This is a genomic window from Micromonospora sp. C51, from assembly GCF_018070435.1.
Classification (GTDB): Bacteria; Actinomycetota; Actinomycetes; order Mycobacteriales; family Micromonosporaceae; genus Micromonospora; species Micromonospora sediminimaris.
On sequence record NZ_JAGPXQ010000062.1, the window covers coordinates 1 to 19,895 of the forward strand.

Annotated in this window: 19 protein-coding genes and 1 tRNA gene; 14 read left to right on the forward strand and 6 right to left on the reverse strand. The window is 69.7% G+C overall.

The window, feature by feature from the left end; translation table 11 throughout:
• Positions 1–125: 125 nt before the first annotated feature.
• Positions 126–956, reverse strand: a complete 831-nt coding sequence (locus KBX50_RS30780; RefSeq protein ID WP_210941389.1) for a MurR/RpiR family transcriptional regulator — start codon at positions 954–956, stop codon at positions 126–128.
• A gap of 792 nt (positions 957–1,748) precedes the next feature.
• Between KBX50_RS30780 and KBX50_RS30785 the strand changes: the two genes are divergently transcribed.
• Complete coding sequence (locus tag KBX50_RS30785; protein ID WP_210941368.1) at positions 1,749–3,149, forward strand: trypsin-like peptidase domain-containing protein; 1,401 nt, start codon at positions 1,749–1,751, stop codon at positions 3,147–3,149.
• A gap of 23 nt (positions 3,150–3,172) precedes the next feature.
• Here the strand turns inward: KBX50_RS30785 and KBX50_RS30790 are convergent, their stop codons facing one another.
• On the reverse strand, positions 3,173–4,015 hold the full coding sequence (locus tag KBX50_RS30790; protein ID WP_307871128.1) for a glycosyltransferase: 843 nt from the start codon (positions 4,013–4,015) through the stop codon (positions 3,173–3,175).
• A gap of 455 nt (positions 4,016–4,470) precedes the next feature.
• On the opposite strand from KBX50_RS30790, the gene KBX50_RS30795 reads away from it, so the two are divergent.
• The 6 genes from KBX50_RS30795 to KBX50_RS30820 all read left to right on the forward strand — a co-directional run bounded on the left by KBX50_RS30795 (position 4,471) and on the right by KBX50_RS30820 (position 12,097).
• Complete coding sequence (locus KBX50_RS30795) at positions 4,471–5,835, forward strand: hypothetical protein (protein WP_210941369.1); 1,365 nt, start codon at positions 4,471–4,473, stop codon at positions 5,833–5,835.
• Entirely contained in the window at positions 5,832–6,728 is an 897-nt protein-coding gene (locus KBX50_RS30800) for a glycosyltransferase (protein WP_093401902.1), read from the forward strand. The genes KBX50_RS30795 and KBX50_RS30800 overlap by 4 nt, the downstream gene beginning before the upstream one ends.
• Positions 6,729–6,801: 73 nt before the next feature.
• Positions 6,802–8,094 carry a lipopolysaccharide biosynthesis protein gene (locus KBX50_RS30805; protein ID WP_210941370.1) on the forward strand — a complete coding sequence of 431 codons (1,293 nt, stop codon included), beginning with the start codon at positions 6,802–6,804 and terminating at the stop codon, positions 8,092–8,094.
• Positions 8,084–9,250 (forward strand): polysaccharide pyruvyl transferase family protein, encoded by a 1,167-nt coding sequence (locus KBX50_RS30810; RefSeq protein WP_210941371.1) that lies wholly within the window; start codon positions 8,084–8,086, stop codon positions 9,248–9,250. Before KBX50_RS30805 ends, KBX50_RS30810 begins: the two co-directional genes overlap by 11 nt.
• The gene (locus KBX50_RS30815) at positions 9,247–10,464 is read left to right on the forward strand and encodes an endo-1,4-beta-xylanase (protein WP_210941372.1); all 1,218 of its coding nucleotides are present in this window, start codon (positions 9,247–9,249) and stop codon (positions 10,462–10,464) included. The genes KBX50_RS30810 and KBX50_RS30815 overlap by 4 nt, the downstream gene beginning before the upstream one ends.
• A 151-nt stretch (positions 10,465–10,615) precedes the next feature.
• Positions 10,616–12,097, forward strand: coding sequence for a sugar transferase (locus KBX50_RS30820; RefSeq protein WP_210941391.1), 1,482 nt, complete (start codon positions 10,616–10,618; stop codon positions 12,095–12,097).
• Positions 12,098–12,179: 82 nt separating this feature from the next.
• On the opposite strand, the gene KBX50_RS30825 is transcribed toward KBX50_RS30820, so the two are convergent.
• The gene (locus tag KBX50_RS30825; protein ID WP_210941373.1) at positions 12,180–13,253 is read right to left on the reverse strand and encodes an LCP family protein; all 1,074 of its coding nucleotides are present in this window, start codon (positions 13,251–13,253) and stop codon (positions 12,180–12,182) included.
• A gap of 106 nt (positions 13,254–13,359) precedes the next feature.
• On the opposite strand from KBX50_RS30825, the gene KBX50_RS30830 reads away from it, so the two are divergent.
• From KBX50_RS30830 to KBX50_RS30845, 4 genes are all read left to right on the forward strand, one after another.
• The gene (locus tag KBX50_RS30830; RefSeq protein WP_210941374.1) at positions 13,360–14,193 is read left to right on the forward strand and encodes an O-methyltransferase; all 834 of its coding nucleotides are present in this window, start codon (positions 13,360–13,362) and stop codon (positions 14,191–14,193) included.
• Positions 14,194–14,197: 4 nt separating this feature from the next.
• Entirely contained in the window at positions 14,198–15,016 is an 819-nt protein-coding gene (locus KBX50_RS30835) for an MOSC domain-containing protein (RefSeq protein WP_210941375.1), read from the forward strand.
• A gap of 101 nt (positions 15,017–15,117) precedes the next feature.
• Positions 15,118–15,423: a hypothetical protein gene (locus KBX50_RS30840; protein ID WP_210941376.1), complete on the forward strand. Its 306-nt coding sequence runs from the start codon at positions 15,118–15,120 to the stop codon at positions 15,421–15,423.
• A 54-nt stretch (positions 15,424–15,477) separates the two neighbouring features.
• Entirely contained in the window at positions 15,478–16,491 is a 1,014-nt protein-coding gene (locus KBX50_RS30845) for an expansin EXLX1 family cellulose-binding protein (protein WP_307871129.1), read from the forward strand.
• A gap of 56 nt (positions 16,492–16,547) precedes the next feature.
• Here KBX50_RS30845 and KBX50_RS30850 read toward each other — a convergent pair whose 3' ends face one another.
• From KBX50_RS30850 to bcp, 3 genes are all read right to left on the reverse strand, one after another.
• On the reverse strand, positions 16,548–17,096 hold the full coding sequence (locus tag KBX50_RS30850) for a GNAT family N-acetyltransferase (protein ID WP_210941377.1): 549 nt from the start codon (positions 17,094–17,096) through the stop codon (positions 16,548–16,550).
• 90 nt (positions 17,097–17,186) lie between these two features.
• A tRNA-Leu gene (locus KBX50_RS30855) sits at positions 17,187–17,273 on the reverse strand.
• Between the two features lie 109 nt (positions 17,274–17,382).
• Positions 17,383–17,859: a thioredoxin-dependent thiol peroxidase gene (gene bcp, locus KBX50_RS30860; protein WP_210941378.1), complete on the reverse strand. Its 477-nt coding sequence runs from the start codon at positions 17,857–17,859 to the stop codon at positions 17,383–17,385.
• A gap of 153 nt (positions 17,860–18,012) precedes the next feature.
• On the opposite strand from bcp, the gene KBX50_RS30865 reads away from it, so the two are divergent.
• Genes KBX50_RS30865 through cbiQ form a run of 3 tightly spaced genes read left to right on the forward strand, consistent with a single transcriptional unit; the run spans position 18,013 to position 19,888 of the window.
• A complete protein-coding gene (locus KBX50_RS30865) occupies positions 18,013–18,729 on the forward strand; it encodes an energy-coupling factor ABC transporter permease (RefSeq protein WP_210941379.1) in 717 nt (238 codons plus the stop codon).
• Positions 18,726–19,112: a PDGLE domain-containing protein gene (locus KBX50_RS30870; protein ID WP_210941380.1), complete on the forward strand. Its 387-nt coding sequence runs from the start codon at positions 18,726–18,728 to the stop codon at positions 19,110–19,112. Before KBX50_RS30865 ends, KBX50_RS30870 begins: the two co-directional genes overlap by 4 nt.
• 5 nt (positions 19,113–19,117) lie before the next feature.
• A complete protein-coding gene (cbiQ, locus tag KBX50_RS30875) occupies positions 19,118–19,888 on the forward strand; it encodes a cobalt ECF transporter T component CbiQ (RefSeq protein ID WP_210941381.1) in 771 nt (256 codons plus the stop codon).
• Positions 19,889–19,895 lie beyond the last annotated feature (7 nt).

The following is a 19,895-nucleotide window of genomic DNA, read 5'->3' on the forward strand; positions in this document are numbered from 1 at the left end:
CAGGCCCTCATCGCCCTGGCCCGCAGACTCGTCGACGTGCTCTGGGCACTGCTGCGCGACAACCGCGAATTCCACGACTCACCCCCGCTCACCGCGAGGGCTTGACACGATCATTGAGATTCCTCCTAACCGAGGAACAACTGTCGACGGGCCGCCGAGGCTTCGAACGCCTCCAGCCGCCGCTGGGTCTCGGCCGGGGCGGCGTCGCAGATCGCCTGGAGCAGCACCATGGCCAGGGTCATCGGAGCGGTGTGCAGGTCGAACACGAGCTGTGCGCCGACCGCGGCGGAGAGCACCACGTCGGCGTGCTCGGTCGCCGGACTCACCGGTGAGTCGGTGATCGCGACGACCGTCAGCCCCGCCGCGCGGGCCTCGCGCAGCGCGTCCAGGGTCTCCCGGGGGTAGCGCGGCAGCACGAACGCCAGCAGCGCCCGCGCGCCCGCCTCGGCGGCCTGTTCGAGGCGGTCGGTGAGCAGGCTGCCGCCGTCGTCGAGCACCCGCACGTCCGGATGCACCTTGGCGGCGAAGTACGCGAAGTACGCGGCAAGCGGCGCGGCGGAGCGCAGGCCGAGCACCGGCAGCGGCCGGCTGGCCGCCAGCAGACGCCCGGTCTCGGCGATCCGCTCCCGGTCGGCCAACTGACCGGCCAGCCGGTCCAGGTTGCCGATCTCGGCGCGTACCGCCTGCTGAAGTTCGTTGCCGGCGGGGGCCGGACCGGGCGCGGCGGCGGTCAGCTCGCGCAGCCGGCGACGCAGGGCCGGGTAACCGTCGTGCCCCAACGCCACCGCGAACCGGGTGACCGACGGCTGGCTGACCCCGGCCAGCTCGGCGACCTCGGCGGCGGAGAGGTAGCCGATCGCCGGGGCGTGCTGCACCAGGCAATGCGCGATGCGTCGCTGCGTCGGGGTGAGCCGGACCCCGTCGAACAGGCCGACGACCCGCTCCGCCGACGCCATGGCAACTCCCTCATTCACCCCGCGACTCTATGCATGAAAACTTTCATTCGGCAAGCTGATCTGCCTATTCCACTGTGGACGGCATCTGGTCTGCGGGTATGGCGGCTGTCGCCGGGCTGCGGGCCCGGCCCACTGGGCAGCAAGCGCCGGGCCGATAGGATCCCGGTCGGCGGTCGAGCAGAGGAGTGGGACATGCAGCCGGAGGGTCCCTACCGGTACACCCACATGCTGGGTGGGTCACCGGTCGGGAAGGCGTGGGCCGCCGTTGACGGTCAGGGCCGATTCGTCACCGTGGCCGTGCTCGACGCCACGGTCGCCGCAACTCCGGGCTGGCGGGAGGCCTTCGCCGGCACCGCCAACAGTCTCGCCCAGGCCCCCGGTGGCTCGCCCTTCACGTACGCGGACTTCTCGGCCGCCGCGCCCTGGGTCGCGTACGCGGCGGAGGCCGGGCCGGCGGCGGAGAAGCTGTTCCGGGCCCTCGGCGTCGATTACCAGCCAGTACCCCCTGCTGGTGCACCGGTGTCCGGGCCACCCCAGCCCGTTTCGGGTGCCCCGCAGTCCGTGTCCGGCCTGCCTGCGCCGATCTCCGGTCCGCCGCAGCCCGTCTCCGGGGCCCCTCAGCCGGTCTCCGGTCAGCCCCAGCCGGTGTCGGGTGGGCCCCAGCCGGTCTCAGGTGCTCCCGCGCCTGGCCTGAACGCGCCGAACTCCGCGACGACGCAGCCGCCATGGAGTGGGGCCGCGAGCCCGGCCCCGATTCAGCCGCACCCCCCGGGCCCAGTCTCCGGCGCGCCGATGTCACCCGGCCCTGGAACGGCTGGTGACGAGTTCGGGCTCGACCCGTTCACCGCGCCGGTGCGGCGGATCCAGCCCTCGGCGCGACCCAAGCGACGCACCGGCCTCTGGGCCGCCGTCGCCGCGCTCGCACTGGTGGCGGCCGTCGGTACCGGTGCCGCCGTCTGGGCGCTCACCGGTGAGGGCGATCCCGAGCCGCCGCAGGCGGCACCGACCGGGGTCGAGGGTTCTGGCAATTTCCCCGACCCGGCTGAGGTCAACCCGGGCATCAAGCCGTGGGCGCAGGTTGCGCCGTACAGTCCGGAGGAGCGTGCACTGGCGATCGCCGCGCCCTCGCTCGTCTTCGTCGAGGCTGTGTTTACCGGATTTGTGCGTGAAGCCAAGTCCAACGTGCCCCTGAGCGCGACGCCCGTGACCTTCAAGCGGAGGTGCAGCGGGTTCGTTGCCAACGCGGATGGCCATGTGGTGACCAACGGTCAGTGCGTCCAGCCGAGCGCTGAGGTCGCCCGTGAGCGCGCCCTGTACACGCTCGGGCGCATCCTCATCGAGCAGGACAAGCTTTCCGCCACCGAACTGGACGGCTACGTTCGCGGCAAGATGGGGACCACCACCTTCACGGGTAACCAGCCAGAGGTCGACCCGGCCATGCAGGTGTTCGCCCAGCTCAACATCGCGCGAGGCGATTTGACCGCCAGCCCTGCCGTGCCCGCGCAACTGGAGCACGTCCTCGCGCCGGACGGTGGGAACCTGGCGCTCGTCAAGCTCGCGCAGTCCGGCCTGCCCACGGCGGAGCTTGACCCGGCGGCGGCGCCCGGCGCGGGCACGGCTCTGCTGCTGATCGGCTACCAGACGGGGGACAGCGACTTTCGGGCGGCGACCTACACGGTAGAGGCAAAGCAGGTCCAGGTGTCGACTACCGGCAAACAAGGCACCGTAGAGGTGGCAAGGGTCAACGATGACCTCGGCATCTATTCGCACGGCGGCATCGCCATCGACACCCGGGGGCGGGTGGTTGGAGTCATCGACAACGATCGAGCGGTCAACGGTGGTGCCAACCGAGCCCTGGTACCGGTGTCCGCCGTTGCTGGGCTGCTTAACGAGACGGGTGTCGAGAACGAAATCACCGATGCCGACCGGGCCTACCGGAGCGGGCTCGACGCCTTCTTCGCCGGCCGCAGTGCCGATGCGATCGCGCAGTTCGACGCGGTGGCCGAGGCGTCACCGGCGAATCTTGTCGCGCAGGCATACCGGCAGAACGCGATCGACCGGAGTCGGCTGGAGCGGGATTCGTCCGGGTCGTCCAACCTGTTGCCAATCCTGTTGGCTGGCCTCGGCGGTGCCTTGGTGGTCGGACTGGTCGGCGCGGCGGTGCTGGTGATGCGCCGTCGATCCTCGTACTGAGCGGCAACTGCGGCCAGGGATGGTCAGCGGGTGGAGTTGTCCCGTCCCCAGGCGTCACGCGGGTGTCGACGAGCGCGTAGCGCGGCCAGCAGGGTGATCGTCACGTACACCATCGACGCGGGCGCGAGCCACGGCCGAGGAAGCACGACATCCCGCAGCCACGACGACGGCACGGACGATCGGATCCCGTCATGGCTGGCGCGCAGCATGGTGTTGCCGGCGCGGACCCGTGCGAGGGTGCGGACCAGGTCGCGCGTGCGCCGAGGCGCCTGCACGAAGCTCGTCGCGGCTGTCACCTCCCGTTTCTCCGCCGAGCTGAACTGCGAGTCGAGATACAGGTCGTCCGCGATCTGCTCCGGAAAGCTTTCGAAGCGTTCCCGGCCGGCGGACGAGATCGCCATCGCGCCTCTGCCGAACAGCGCGTCGGCGAAGATCGGGAGGCGAGTGTTGATCGCGTAGTAGGCCCGCACCGCGAGCGGTCGATCCTCGGTCACCATGGCCCGGCGGGGCGTCACGGCCAACGGTGGCCGCTCACCGGTGGAGAGCTCCGCCGCCATTGCGCGGAGTGCGCCGGGAGAGAGGACCACGTCCGCGTCGAGGTATACCCGGGGAAACCCGCGGGCCGCGGCATCACCCAGGTTGAGGGCGTTGGCCTTGCCGGGTTCGGCGACTTCGATCACCCGTACGCCCGGGCGCGCCGCCGCCACCTCGGCGGTGTCGTCGGTGCAGCCGTTGGCCACCACCACGATGTCCAGCTCGCCGGACGCGGCATCGGCCAGCAGCGCGTCCAGGCAACCGCCGATCACCGCAGCCTCGTTGTGCGCGGCGATGACCACGCTGATCACCGGTCGCTCATGGCTCGTCACACCAGCCTCACCCGTCGATGCAGGGCGTCACCGGCCACACTGGCCGGTGGGTCGCCGTTGTGGGCACGCGCCCGTTCACCTGCCGGCACGCACGGCCGTCAAGCTTGCCGGAGCGGATCGTTCGGTCGCAAGCAGATGCCGGCGCAGTCTTCGGGATGGGCGCTGCCGTGCGACGGTTTGCCCGTGTGCATCCGTCTTGCCCAGCGCGTGTCCTGACTGTGCCGCCTATCACAGCCGTACGGATGAATCCGTGGGACACCGTGGACAGGTGGCCCGCTGGTATCGTCCTCGTGTTTTCAGGGCCGGGCGGGGGCTGACCACAGTGGGCGTCGATGTCGAGTTCCACAGTCCCCGTCGTCAGCGCGGCGGAAACTGATGGGAGACGCACCCGCATGGGAAGCTTGACCGCTCCGGCCCGTAGACCATGGTCCAGGCATCCTGGCCAGAATGGTTCGGTGCCCCCGCATCTGCGGCTGGCCCGCAACTTGGCGACCGCCGCGCTGGCGCTCGTCGCGGTCAAGCCCTTCTTCGACATCGGAGAGGGCCGGGGAGGCGGTGTCGACCTCGGAGCGCTGCTCACCGCCCTGGGAGCCGTGCTGATGGTGGCCGCTCTTGGTGTTTTCGCGCTCGGCTCCCGGCGGGTGCCGCCCCGATCGTTGTTGTTCATGGCCGCAGGGATCGGGTTGCTGCTGGTCCTCTCGGCAGTGAGCTATCTGGCCGTCGACGCTCGGGCTGATTTGTTGGCGGCGTTCGACGTCCGGCGATACTCGATCTACGGACCGCCCCAGGAGCCGACGAGTGCGATACCCGCCGAGGCCGTTCGACTACTGGTCGGGTTCGCGCCGCTCGCCCTGATCGGCCTGATGCTGCTGCGCCGGGACTGGTTTCCGGTACGCCGCCTCGCGCTCGTCGCGGGAGTCGTGGTGGTCGGCGCGATCGTGCACTCCATTCTGGCTTGGTTGCAGGTCGCCGAGGTGATCCCCTACTCCTTCCACTTCGAACTGGCGGGATGGCAGAAGATCGGCCGAGCCTCCGGTGGCTACTTCCACCCGATGTCGCTCGGCCGGTTGTTGATGTTCTCGGTCTTCCTTGTCTATGTCCTTGGCGAACGGATGGGTGTACCGACCGCAGTGCGGTACGGGCTGATCGGGCTCTTCCTCGCCACGGGGGTCGTTTCGCTGCACCGCTTCACCATCCTGTGTCTGGTGCTGATCGTCGCCGCGTTCGAGTTGCAACGCGTTCGCTCACTGGTCAAGGCGCGCCGCCGCGGCGACCTGAACCGACGGGGCGTGCTGCTCGTCGGCGGTGGACTCGCCGCCGTCGCCGCCCTGGCCGGCATGCTCTGGGGAGACGCGATCTGGCGTAGGGCCGAGGTCGTCGTCACCGAGGTCGGTTCCATGAACGTCCGATCCGACACCTTCATGCACGGTCGCGGAGCGATCTGGAACGACGTGGCGGAGATTCTCGGGCGTGCCTCGGTCGACGTGTGGCTGTTCGGGTTCGGCTACGAGCCCTGGGACATGCACAACGACTTTCTGCGACTGATGGTGGTCTGGGGACTCGTCGGTGTGATCGTGACCGTGGCGATTCTCGTGGCGGTGTACCGCGTCGTCCGGAGCCGCTCGGACCGCTCGCACCGGGTGGCGCTGATGGTGCTCTTCGGTGCCCTGGTCATCTTCGGTTTGACCCAGAAACCGTTGGCTTACCCGTACTTCCTGTGGCTCTTCTTCTTCGGACAGATGGTGATACTCGCACTCGCCCCCGTTGAGCAGGACGATGCCGGAGAGGCCTCGCCCGCGACCGAGTCGACGGCGGCGTGAGGCCGTCTTCGCCCGCCCAGGTAAGCGGGCACAAGCAGAACCAGCAGCGCCGCGACCTGGCCCGCGATCCGGCGGAGCGCGAGAACCCGGAAATCCGAGGTGCGGCCGTGGTGCAACCCACCTTCACGGTCTGCATCGTGGTGCGCGACCGCGCCGTGTTGCTCGTCAACGCGGTGCGCAGCGTACTCGCCAACACCTTCGAGGACTTCGAGCTGGTGGTCGTCGATGACGGCTCGCGGACGCCGGTGACGACGGTGCTGGCGGAGGCGAAACTCGCCGGGGACCACCGGGTGCGGGTGGTGACGCAGCCCCCCACCGGCATCGCCGAGGCACGCAACCTGGGCCTGCGCACCGCCACCGGCCGGTACCTCACCGTCCTCGACTCCGACGACGAGTTGACCCCTGACGCACTCGCTCAGCTGCACCGGCTGCTCGCCGCGACGGGCGGAAGCTGGGTGTATGCCGACTACACCGAGGTCAGCCGCGGTTCAGACCGGCTGATTCGGCTCCCCGAATATGCCTCGGCGCGGCGGATGCTGGTCGGAGTTCTCACGCGGCCTCGGCTGCCCTTCAAGCACTCCGGCACCACAATCGATCGTCACCTGCTCGACCGGATTGGTGGGTACGACGAGAGTTTCCGGCTCTTCGAGGACATCGAACTGATGCTGCGAGCGTTGAAATCCGGGGTGCAGCCCTGTCACCTGGCCCATCCCATCGTCCGGTTCTACCGGCATGACGGCAACGTGACCAGGGGCAGGCTATCCGGTCTGGTCTTCTGGTTCCGTTTGATCGAAATGTACCGGCCGGTGCGGTGGCCCGGTGTGGGGCTGGCCATCAAGGCGCTGCGCACGTTGAGCGAGACGGGCAAGTGGCTTGTCACCCTCGGCCGTTGATCGACTGACCGGCGACCCACCGCGGCCGGGTGCGGCACCGAACCGGCTCGTCCGGATCCTCGTACACCTGGGCATGCTGGGTCTGAGTCAGGTCGGCGTCACCGTTGCCGCCTTCTTCGCGCAGATCCTGCTGGCCCGCACCCTCCCGCAGAGCGATTTCGGTACGTTCAGCGCGGCCCTGGCCGTTACGGCGCTGGCCGCACCGCTCGTGGTCTTCGGCGTTTCCGAACTTTGGTTGCAACGGTTTGGCCTGGAAGGCCACGCAGCCAGACGCTGGATACGTCCGTCGCTGCGGCTCGTTGCGGGCATCTGTGTCGGGGTGCTCGCCGCAGCGCTCGGGTGGAGCCTCGCCGGGAGTGCGGGCCCCGGTGTGACGTCGATCCGCGCGCTGCTCATCAGCGTGATCGTCGCTCAGGTCGGGCTGACCCTGGTGGCTTCGGCGCAACAGCTGCGCGGTGACTACCGCGGGCTGTCGGTGCTTCAGGTCGCTCCGCACGTCGGACGAGTGCTGGTGGTGCTCGCGAGTTGGGCCATCGGACTGTCCGCGGTGGCCGTCGCCGCTGGTTACGCCGTCGTCGCACTGCTCACCGTGGTCGCCTGCATCGTGGTGCTGCGACCGTTCGTCGCTGGCACGGTGCCGCTGGAGGGGCACCGGGGCACCGCAACTGCCGTGACCTCCGACGTGCCGGTGAGCCGGGTGGTCACGGCCGCCACCCCGTTCGTACTGGGCAACGTGTTCTACCTGATGGGCATCTATCTCGGCACCATCGTCGCCGCCGAGGTGCTTGGTCCCGAGGCTGCGGCCCTGCTGGCCGTGCCGATGGCGGTGATCACTGCGGCGTACCTCGTCCCGCGAGTCGTCTACCAGCAGTATTTTCTGGCCAAACTGCACCGGTGGGCCCACGGTGACCGGGACGCGGTGCTACTGGCGTACCGGTTCGGCACCTCGGGAATGTTCGCGCTCGGGATCCTCGCCGCGGGGTTGGTCGCGCTCGGCGGGCAACTACTGCCGGTTCTGCTCGGCCCCGGGTACGGCGAGACGGCGGCGGTACTGGCCGTGCTGGCTCTGGCCGTACCCTTCCGCTTCGGCGGAGCCGCCGTGGCCGCTCTGCTGACCAGCGGCGGTCTGCTCCGGCGCAAGGTGGTCCACCAGGGAGTGGGCGCCCTGGTGTTGCTGGCAGCACTCGCGGTCGCCACTCCCATGTGGGGGGTGCGGGGCACAGCTTTCGCCACCGTGGTGGCCGAAGCCGCGCTTTGTGTGCTGTTCTGGGTCACGGTCCGGCGTCGCGTGGTGCGTGGGGCCGCTCTGCCGTCGTGGCACGATTTGCGCCGGCGTCTGACGAGGGAGAGTCCGAGTGCGTCCTGAAGCCGATCCCGCCGCTCGCCGGCCGCTCGTCGTCGGCTACTACGGCATGGAGAACGTCGGCGACAACGCCTTCTGCCTGGTTACCGACTGGGCCAGTCGGACGTACTGGGGCAGCGAGCGACCCGTGTTCGCGGCCCCGCCCATGGTCGACCTGCCGGCGGAAAGCACCGGGATGAACCCACGCTGGTACCGGTCCCGCAGCGTGTCGGACCGGATGGGGTGGGTGCTGAACAAGGCGATGCTGCTGAGCGGCTCCTCGATGCTCGTTTTCGGCGGTGGTTCGGTCTTCAGGGACATGGGGCCGCTCAGCGAGAAGCGACTGTTCTCCCTCTTCTCCCGTTTCTCCGGGCATCCGATGGCGGCAGTCGGCGTCTCCGTCGGGCCGTTCCTTTCAGCCTCGGCCGAGCGGCGTCTGCTGGAGGTGCTCCGCCGGATCAACTTCATCGGGGTGCGTGACCAGGCCTCCGCTGAACTCCTCCGGCGTGCGGGACATCCCGGAAGACTGGTTGCCGCCGGAGACCTCGCGGGACTCCTGCCCGAGGCGCTCGGGGAGCGCCTCGGGCAGCGGTACGAACGGGCGCAGGGCACCAGGGCGCGACTCGGTGTGACGCTGCTCGGTGTTGACTACGAGGCCGCCGCCCCGCAGGCGCGACGGCGCGAGGACGCGCTGATCGACGGGGTGAGTGAGCTGGTGCGCCGGGAACCGGTGGACGTCACGGTGTTCGTCTTCAACACCCACCCCGTCCATGGAGACGAACGGGTCAGCGGACGACTTCGTCGTGCCCTCGACGGGCGTTGTGATGTCCGTGTGGTGACCGCCCGCGACGGTGTCCGAGCGTGCTGGGAGGAGATGAAGCGTTGCAACCTCGGTCTGCACATGCGGATGCATGGGGCTGTCTTCGCGTACCTGGCAGACGTTCCGTTCGCCCTCGTGCCCTACCAGCAGAAGTGCGACGACTTCCTGGATGAGATCGGCCAGCCGGAATCGCGGCGACTCGCTCGGGTGCCGGAGGACTCCGTCGAGGTGACAAAGGTGCTGGCCGGCATGCTCACCGACCAGGCGGCCCCGCGACTGGCTCGGGAGGAGTTCGCCGAGCGGGCCCGATGGAACTTCACTCGGGCGCCCTGGGCGCTCCCCGGATCGGTCCCCTCGTGATTGACCAACTCTCGGCCCGCCGCGACGTGTCCCGGCCACCACCGGCGAATCCGGTCCGGCCACCGATTGGCCGGTCTCGGTCCCTCCGCCTGCCGATCCTGCTGGTGTCGCTGATGCTGGTGATCGCCGCGCTCTTCGCGACGGGTCTGGTCCTGGTGGTCAAGGCACGCGGCGGCGAGTCGGCCGAAGTGGCCGGATCATCGCCGGTTGCGTCGGAGCCCGCAGCGCCCGGACGTAAGACGCTCAGGGAACTGACGCCCCCGGGAATGCGTATCGGCTCGGCTGTCGATGGTCGCGGCCTCAGCCTGGATCCGGCCTACAGCACTCTGCTCGGCACCGAGTTCAACGCGGTGACCACCGAGAACGCCATGAAGTGGCGCAACTTGGAGCCGTTGCCCGGCGTGTACGCCTGGCCCGGCGCGGACCAGCTTGTCGAGTTTGCCGAGCGGCACGGTCAGCAGGTGTACGGGCACACCCTCGTGTGGCACAGCGACATGCCGAAATGGGTGTCGCCGGAGTGGCCGGCGGAACGGATCCGGACGGAACTGCGGGACCACGTGACCGAGGTCGTCTCGCGGTATCGAGGACGAGTGTGGGCCTGGGACGTCGTCAACGAGGTGCTGGACGAAGACGGCTCGCTGCGGGAGACGCTGTGGCTGCGCAAGTTGGGGCCCGGCTACATCGCCGATGCCTTTCGCTGGGCTCACGCCGCCGATCCCGGAGCCCGGCTGTTCATAAACGATTACGGCATCGAGAGGCGTACCAGGAAGGCCGACGCTCTGCTGACTCTGGTCCGAGACCTGCGCCGTGACGGGGTACCGGTGGACGGGGTGGGCTTCCAGAGTCATCTCGCCTGGGACGAACCGCCTCGCGATCTCAGCCGGAATCTGCGCCGTTTTGCGGAATTGGGGGTAGCGGTAGCGATCACCGAACTCGACGTCCGGGTCGAGCTTCCGGCGACACCGGAGAAACTCAAGCGCCAGGCGGCCGTCTATCGGCAGGTGCTCAGCTCGTGCCTTGCGGTGCCCGCCTGCGTGTCCTTCACCGTGTGGGGCTTCACCGACTCGCGTAGCTGGATCCCCGGCTACCACCGCGGGTACGGGGCAGCCTGCCTCTTCGACGCGGACCTCTCGCCGAAACCCGCCTACCTGGCGCTTGTCGATGAACTCAGCCGGCACGCTGGCACCACCAGGGCCGGTCCCAACCCGGACTGATCCCCTGGTCCGGCAAACCAAGGGCGGACCGTCCCCGCCGCCCTCGCTGCCTCGGTAAGAGGCTGGTGAAAGGAAGAACGTGTCCGCGCACACGCAGATCATGGCGACCGTCGCGCCCTCGGCAAGGTTTGACCCGGACCTGGGCGTGATCATGCCGCCGTCCAACGGCATGCCGCGCTCGGTGTTCGGCCGGCCGGTCGCTCCGCTGGCGAAGTGGCGCCGCCGGTACGCAGCCTGCCTGGTAGTGCTCGATTTCGTCGCTGCGGTGGCCGCCAGTCGGACAGTCGTGGCCCTGTTTCAGGACGCCGACGCCGGGTTCTGGGATCAACGGGTGCTCGGCGACACGGTGAGCGCCTTCGTGCTGGTGGCCAATATCGGCGTGCCGCTGCTGTGGTTGGTGATCCTGGCCGGCGCCGGCGCGTACGACCGGCGGGCCCTCGGCCGCGGCACCGAAGAACTCAACCGGGTGGTACGGGCCAACATCGCCATGGCCGCAGCGGTCTCCTTCCTCGCCCTCGGCTTCAAGAAGGACGTTTCCCGGGCCACGGTCGCCGCCATCATCGCGGGCCTGCTTGTCTACACCGTGTTCGTCCGGATCGCGGCCCGGGTCGCGCTGCGGCGGATTCGCCGCGTTAGCCAGCGCGCCTCCCAGAAGGTGCTCCTCGTCGGCCGGCTGGCCGACGCGTTGGCCGTGCACGAGGTGGTCACCCGCAACGCCGGTGCCGGGCTACGTCCGATCGCCATCCACCTGCCGCAGTATCCGCGATCGGGAGAACGGGTCAATGCTCCCCTCCCTGTGTACGTGGGCTGGGACCTGGTGCCATTGGTGCAGCAGTTGCGGGCGGACACCATCGCCGTCTGCGGGCCGGCCAGCCTGGAGTCGTACGAATTGCGCAAGCTGGCCTGGCAGTTGGAGGGAACCGGCATCGACCTGGTGGTGGTGCCTCAGGTGACCGACGTCACCGGGCCGCGCATCCACGTGCGGCCGATCGAGGGACTACCGCTGCTCAACGTCGAGGAACCGACGATCTCCGGCCTGTCGCTGCTGGCCAAGAGCCTCATCGACCGGATTGCCGCGCTGTTCGGGCTGATCGTGTTGAGCCCCGTGCTGGTCGGCATCGCACTGGCCATCAAGTTCACCGACCCGGGCCCGGTGATGTTCCGGCAGTCCCGGATCGGCCACCAGGGCACGGCGTTCAAGGTGTGGAAGTTCCGCACCATGTACACGGACGCGGAGCAGCGGCTGGAGGCTCTGCGCGCACACAACGAGAGCGACGGCCTCCTGTTCAAGATGAGGAACGATCCTCGGGTCACCCCGATCGGCCGTCATCTGCGCGCACTGTCGCTCGACGAGCTGCCACAGCTGATCAACGTGTTGCTAGGGCAGATGTCCCTGGTCGGCCCACGCCCGCTGCCAACCGAGGACGACGACTACCGCGGCGATGTCCGCCGTCGCCTCCTGGTGCGTCCCGGCATCACCGGGCTCTGGCAGATCTCCGGCCGGTCGGACCTCACCTGGGAGGACGCCGTCCGGCTTGACCTGCACTACGTCGACAACTGGTCGTTGGTCTACGACCTGGGCATTCTGTGGCACACGGTCCGGGTGGTCCTTGACCGGCGGGGTGCCTATTAGGACCAGCGACCTTGCGAGCCGGGCGTTCCGTAACGAGCGGTTGGTGCTACGCCCGTGCGGTCTCCCACCCGGGCGGGGACCGTCACTTCCGGTCGGCGCGGGCGATGATGTCCTGGGCCGAGTCGTCACGGACCGCCTCGTAAAGGGCGCGCGACCTCTCCGCGTCGGCGAAGACAACGCTTTCCGAGCCGACCCGGCCGGTGCCCTTCGTCGGGGTCGTCAGGAAGAACAGGTTCCCGCTGCGGAGATTGCGGTTCTCGGTGGCCATGTCCAACAGGGACAGTTTCCGGTCAACGGACAGACTGTCCGAGGTGGCTTGGAGGAACGAGTTGAGCTTCATCGGATTGGTGAGGATGCCACCCGAGGTCGCCTTTTCCATGATGGCTCTGATCACCTGCTGCTGATGCCGGATACGGGCGAAGTCTCCGTCCGGAAACTGCTTGCGCTGGCGTGCGTAGTCCAGAGCCGTCGCGCCGTCCATCCGCTGCGTGCCTTGCCGGAAGGTGCGGAACGGCGGGTGGATGGAGGTGAACTCCTTCTCCGAGTCGATCTCGATGCCGCCGAGAGCGTCGATGATCTCCTTGAATCCGGCGAAGTCGACCATCACCACGTGGTCGACGCGCACCTTGGTGAACTGCTCCACGGTCTGCACCATCAAAGGCACGCCACCCCAGGCGTAGGCCGCGTTTATCTTCGCGTCGCGACCACCGCGACCTTCTTTCGACCGAGGTACGGCGACCCATGTGTCCCGGGGAATGGAGATGAGCTGCGCGCTGGAGCGATCCTTGGGTAGATGCGCCAGGATGATCGTGTCAGCTCGGGAGCCACCGGTGTTCTCCGGGTCGCGGGAGTCGCTGCCGAGCACCAGGATGTTCACCGCGCCGGTCGCCACGACCTCCGGACGGGTCTCCTCGGGTACTCCGTCGAACGCGTCGACCCGCTCGATGTCGGACTCGACGGACTTGAGATAGAAGCCGCTCGCCACCACGGCGCCCACGCCGACCAGCGACAGCACCAGCAGCACGATCAGCGTGATCCGCAGCCACCGCCGGCGTGGCTTGCCAGCCGACCCGCCGGTCTTCTCCGAACCGTCGGTGTCCCCCGTCGGCAGGGTCTGCTCCGGGGAGATGGTCCCCGCCTGCTCTCCACTCGACATGGCGGAGATGGTACTGACTTCATGTTCCGGCCGTGGGCCCCTGTCCGGGCCCATCAAGGCCGGCATTGTTACTTCGCTGTTTCCCTACGTCTGGTAGAACGCAGCGGTGGATGCCGTCAAGCTGCGCCGGGCGATCGCCCGTACCCGCCTCGCCCCCGTCGCCGCCTTTCCGAAACGCCTGGTCGCCGTCGCGCGGCACGACGCCAAGGTGCTGCGCACCTCAGCCCGCTGGCTGGTCGCCTCGCGGGAGCATCACAACTACACGTACGAGTTGACCAAGCTCAGTCGCCACCATCTCGCCTGGTTCGTCAGCGTCGTCTGCGAGCTGCCGGTCAAGCAGGTCCGCAAGTATCTCGCCGAGATCGAAGCCGATGACGTGCTGCGGCAGCACATCAGCTCGGCCGTCGCGGGCGCTGCCCGTCGTGGTCTGGCCGACAAGCAGGTCCGCTACGCCCGCCGCATCGGCTGGTACGCGATCGTCCGGGCCAAGCGGCCGAAGCACATCGTGGAGACCGGCGTCGACAAGGGGCTGGGCAGTTGCGTACTGGCCGCCGCGCTGCTGCGCAACGCCGCGGAGGGGCATCCCGGTCGGGTCAGTTCCATCGACATCAACCCCGAGGCCGGCTACCTCGCCCGCACCGCACCCTGGTCGGAGGTGATCGACCTGGTGATCGGCGACTCGGTCGAGTCGATCACCGCGCTGGACCGGCCGGTCGACCTGTTCCTGCACGACAGCGACCACAGCCGTGCCTACGAGCGGCGTGAGTTCGCCGCCGTCGAGGCGAAACTGGCCCCGGGCGCGATGCTGCTCACCGACAACGTCACCCACACCAACGTGCTGGCCGAGCACGCCGAACGCACCGGGCGGCGGTTCCTCGCCTACCGGGAGACGCCGGCGAACCACTGGTACCCGGGCGACGGGATCGGCGTGGCATGGTAACCAGGTGCGGCTGAGCGAGATCACCACCTATCCGGTCAAGGGTTGCCGTGGCCTCGTCCACGACGCGGCCGCCGTACGACCGTGGGGGCTGAACGACGACCGACGGTGGATGCTTGTCGACGCCGCCGGGGTCGGCGTCACCCAGCGTGAGGCCACCGCGCTGGCCCGGGTGCACGCCCGGCCCGGCCCCGGGCGGTTGCTGCTGCGCGCCGACGGCCACCCCGACCTGGTGGTGCCGGTGCCGGTCGACGTCACGCCCGTTGCGGTGCGGACCTTCCGCAGACGGGTGCTGACTGTCGACGCGCTGCCCGCCGGTCCGGCCGCCGACGCCTGGTTCGGCGCGGTGCTCGACCGGCCGGTCCGGCTGGTCCGGCTGGCTCGCCCGGCCCGGCACGTCCCGCGGGGCGACCGGAAGTACGACCCCGGTGACCAGGTCAGCTTCGCCGACGCGTACCCGGTGCTGCTGACCAGCACGGCGTCGCTGGCCGCGCTCGGCGACTGGCTCGTCGCGGATGGTGCGCAACCGGTGCCGATGACCCGCTTCCGGCCGAACCTCGTGGTCGACGGCGCCCCTGCCTGGGCGGAGGACGAGTGGGTCGGGCGCGGGCTGCGGATCGGGTCCGTCCGCTTCCGCGCCGCCGACCTGTCGGCCCGCTGTCTGGTCATCAGCATCGACCAGGAGACCGGGGCACGCGGCCGGGAGCCGCTGCGTACCCTGGCCCGGCACCGGAACATCGATCGCAAGCTCCTGTTCGGACTGAACCTGGTGCCGCTGGAGGCGGGTGAGGTGAAGCTCGGCGACCCGGTGGAACTGTGCGACTGACCAGGTGGACACGGCTCGGCGACGAGCGGTGGACAGCCCTTGCCGCTAAGCCGCTAGCGGATCGATGATGGCCGAAGGGGACCTCGACCAAGGAGTCTGAGATGTCGGTGATCCATCATCCCCGGGTGGCGTGGGACGCGGCCCGGACGCTGGTCGGGGCGGTACCCGACGACGAGCGCTTCCGCAGCATCGCCGGTGAGTTGGAACGACTGCTGGGCGAGGAGATGGCGCAGTCGCTGCGGGAGACGCGGGACCGGCTGCGTTCGGCTCCGCACGACGGCCGGGACCTCGTGGAGGCCGGCGTGTGGCGGGTCCGGATCGAGGATGCGTTGCGCAGCCACCCGGACGCCGTCGAGCCGCTGCGCCGGCTGGTCACCACCGGCCGGCCGAGAAAGATCTCGTCTTAGCTTTCGCTTAGCTCGCTTGTCCGGGCGGTCGAGTCTCCGGCAGCATGTCTGCACGTGACCGACGGAATCGACGGCCCCGCCGACCAGGCACCGACTCAGCGTTCCGCGCTGCGTCGTTGGCTGGCCGGCGGGGCGGTGGCCACTCTCGCCACGGTCGTCGGGCTCAGCCTCGCCCTCCGTTCCGGTGCCGCGCCGGCCTGCGCCGCACCGGCCCGTCCGGTTGCCGCGCTCCCGGCTGTCGGCGCGCTGCTCGCCCCGCCCGTCGCCGGCACCCTCCACAAGGGAAAGGCCACCTTCTACGACTCGAAGGGCGCGGGCGGGAACTGCTCCTACCCCGCCGCACCGGCCGACCGGCGCTACGTCGCGCTCGGCCCCTCCGAGTACGCCGACGGTGCCGCCTGCGGCGGGTACCTGGAGGTGACCGGCCCGAAGGGCACCGTACGGGTCATGGTGATGGACCAGTGCCCCGAGTGCGCTCCCGGCCATCTCGACCTTTCCCGGGAGGCCTTCGCCCGCATCGCCGACCCGGTGCAGGGCATCGTCGATGTCAGCTACCGGCTGGTCGTCGATCCGCCGCTGTCCGGTCCGCTCACCTTCCGGATCAAGGAGGGAGCGTCGCAGTGGTGGTTCGCGGTGCTGGTGGCCGGCCACGGCAATCCGCTGCGCTCGGTCGAGGTGCGTCAGGGCAGTTCGGGCCAGTGGCGGGCGGCCACTCGGGAGAGCTACAACTACTGGCTGATCGACTCCGGCGCCGGGCCTGGTCCGTACCAGATCCGGGTCACCGACACCCGGGGCCACCGGGTCACCGCCACGGGCATCCGGATGGCACCGGGGACGGTGCAGCGCAGCTCGGTCCGGATGTACGGGGGCAGTTCACGCGGGTCGGTCACGGCCACCGGAACGCCGTCGGCGCGCCCGAAACCGTCCGCCAGCGCGTCGACGCGTGCCTCGGCCCGGCCGACGCCGTCGGTCGCGATGACGACCGACGCGACCGCGTCGGTCGAGCCGACCGCGGTTGAGGCATTCGCCGCCGCGCCGCTCGCCACGCCCTCGCCCAGCTGCGGCTGACGCTGCGGCCCGCGGGCGTCGACCGCCCGCGCCGGGGCCGCCCGCGCCGGGGCCGGTCAGCCGCTCGTGCCGTGATCCTGCCGGTCTGCGGTCAGGCCGAGCCACATCAGGATCTCGTCGCGGTCGTCGCCGGGAGCGATCCGGATCGCCGCGGGCCAGCGGCCCACCTCCCGGTACCCGAGCCGCCGGTAGAACCGGTCGAGCCCGAGCCCGTCGCGGATGGTGACGTGCAGCGCCGCCAGCCCGAGGCGGCGGGCCACCCGTTCGGCCTCGCGCATCAGCGCCTCGCCGAAACCACGCCCCTGCGTGTCCGGATGCACCATCACCCGGGTGAGTACCCGTAGGTGCGGCTTCAGGTGGAACCGGGGATCGGTGAAGATCGCCATGGCGACCAGCCGGTCGCCGTCGTAGCCGAGGAGCAACCGGTCCGGCCCGTCCGCGATGCCGGCGAGCGTCGGGTCGGCGATGGTGCGGACCTCGTCGGCGGTGACCGGTGCCACGAAGCCGACCGCGCCGCCGGCGTTTGTCACGTCGACCCAGAGCGCGACGATTCGTTCGCGCAGCTCAGCGGTCAGTTCCGGGTCGAGGACGAAGCGCAGACTCACGCCCGTCATCCTGACCCGCGAGTCGTACTCACCGCCCGCGATGGTGACGAGCCCGACAGCGCTCTGATCCCTCTGGTCGGGAGGGTCCACTGGTGCGGGAGGGGGGACTTGAACCCCCACATCCTTTCGGACAATAGGACCTAAACCTATCGCGTCTGCCGATTCCGCCACTCCCGCCGGCCTGAGTGATTCTAAAGCGACACTTGGCCGTGTCGAGCCCGGCCCTCCCTCGGGGATGAGCGGAACGGGATCCGGGTCCGTCCGTCGCGCCTGCCTTCGACGCGATTCAGTCCAGGCCGAGGTCGCGGCGCAGCTTGGCGACGTGGCCGGTGGCCTTGACGTTGTAGAGCGCCCGCTCGATCCGGCCCTCCTCGTCGATGACGAAGGTGGAGCGGATCACGCCGGTGACGGTGCGGCCGTACATCTGCTTCTCGCCGTACGCGCCGTAGGCGGTCAGCACTGACTTGTCGGTGTCGGCGACCAGCGGAAAGGTGATCGCGTCGCGCTCGCGGAACTTCGCCAGCTTCTCCGGCTTGTCCGGTGAGATGCCCACCACCTCGTATCCGGCGGCCTGCAACGAGGCCAACGAGTCGCGGAAGTCGCAGGCCTGCTTGGTGCAGCCGGGAGTCATCGCGGCGGGGTAGGCGTAGAGCACAACCTTGCGACCGCGCAGGTCGGTCAGGGCGAGCTGCGCGCCGGTGTCGGTGGGCAGGCTGAACCCGGGCGCCGGGTCACCGGGGGAGAGGCGGGCGGGTGCGGTCATGGCACGACCCTACCGTCGGGCGGCGTCGGCCCGCCCGGCACCGCACGGGAGCGAGGCGTACGGCACTGTTGCCAGCTATTGGCAACAGCGTGGTACGGGAAATAGGCTCACCTCTGCTGGTGGACACGGGTCCGCCGGCACGTGGGAGGTCACGTGGAAGCCCTGGCGATGCACATCTCCAACGGCATCATCAACGGTCCGGTCGCCGCGGTCTTCGCGGTGATCGCGCTGGCGGCGATGGCGTACTGCGTCATGCGCGGCCGGCAGGACCTGGACGACCGGCTGGCGCCGATGGCCGGCCTGGTCGCCGCTTTCATCTTCGCCGTGCAGATGCTCAACTTTCCGATCTTCTCCGCCGGGGTCAGTGGCCACCTGCTCGGCGGTGCGCTCGCCGCCATGCTGGTGGGGCCCTGGGTCGGCGCGCTCTGCGTCGCGGTGGTGCTGGTGGTGCAGGCCCTCGTCTTCGGTGACGGTGGCGTGGCCATGCTCGGGCTCAACATCACCAACATGGCCGTCATCGGCATCGCGGTGGCGTACCTGCTGATCGCGCTGCTGCTCCGGGTACTGCCCCGCACCCCGGCCGGGTTGGCGGCCACCGCCTTCGTCTCCGCGCTGGTCAGCGTGGTCGTCGCGGCGATGGGCTTCGTGTTGCAGTACCAGCTCGGCGGGACCACCGACCTCGGCGGCAACCTGGCCGGCCTGGCCGGCACCATGGCCGTGTCCCACCTGTTCATCGGCATCGGCGAAGGGCTGATCACGGCCACCACCGTGGTCACCGTGGCGAAGGTCCGCCCCGACCTGGTGTACGCGCTGCGTGCCCTGAAGCCGGCCGCGCCGGTGACCGTCCCGACCGTCAGAGGTGTCCGGTGAAAAAGTGGGGTTTCCTCGTCGGTGGGCTCCTCGTCGCCCTGCTGCTGGCCGGCGTGGTCAGCAACTTCGCCTCGTCGCATCCGGACGGGCTGGACTCGTCGCTGCGTGAGGGCTGCACCTTCGACGCCGACGACGAGATCACCGGCGGCAGTTGCCCGGCGCAGCAGGAGCGGGAGCACGAGATCGGCGGACCGCTGGCCGACTACGGCATCGCGGGTATCGAGAACGACTTCCTCTCCACCGGGCTCTCCGGCGTGCTGGGCGTACTGCTCACCTTCGCCGTGGCCGGCGGCGCCTTCTGGCTGGTCCGCGGCCGGCAGCCGGCGGCGGAGAACGCGACCGGGGCGGAGCGCACCGACCCGGCCACCACGAGCGGCGGGTAGCCGAGGTGGGGGCCGGGCACGCCCACGTGCTGTACCGGGCGGCCGACTCGCCGGTGCACCGGCTACCACCGGAGGTCAAGATCGCGACGATGGTGGCGTTCACCATCGCCGTGGTCGCCACCCCCCGCGAGGCGCTCTGGGCCTTCGGCGCGTACGCCCTGCTGGTCGCGGCCGTCGCGGCGCTGGCCCGGGTGAACGCCCGTTGGCTGCTGCTGCGCTCGACCATCGAGCTGCCGTTCGTGCTCTTCGCCTTCGCCCTGCCGTTCCTCGGCGCGGGCGAGCGGGTGGACGTGGCCGGGCTGCACCTGTCGGTCGACGGTCTCTACGGTGCGTGGAACATCATCGCCAAGGGCACCCTCGGGGTGTGGGCGTCGCTGCTGCTGGCGGCGACCACCAGCACCCGCGACCTGATCGTGGGGCTGGACCGGCTGCGCTGTCCACAGATCCTCACCCAGATCGCCACCTTCATGCTGCGCTACCTCGACGTGCTGGTCGGCGAGGCCCGGCGGATGCGGGTCGCCCGGATCTCCCGGGGCGACGACCCGCGCTTCGTGTGGCAGCTACGCGGCTTCGCCGCCGGCATCGGGGCGCTGTTCCTGCGCGCCTTCGAGCGCGGCGAGCGGGTCTACCTGGCGATGTTGTCGCGTGGCTACACCGGGCGGATGCCGACGGTGTGGCAGGGCACCGCGGCGGCGACGACCGGGCAGTGGTTGATCGCGGCCACCGTGCCGGCCCTGGCGGGCACCGTCGCCGCCACCGCCGCCGTCCTGACATGATCGAAGC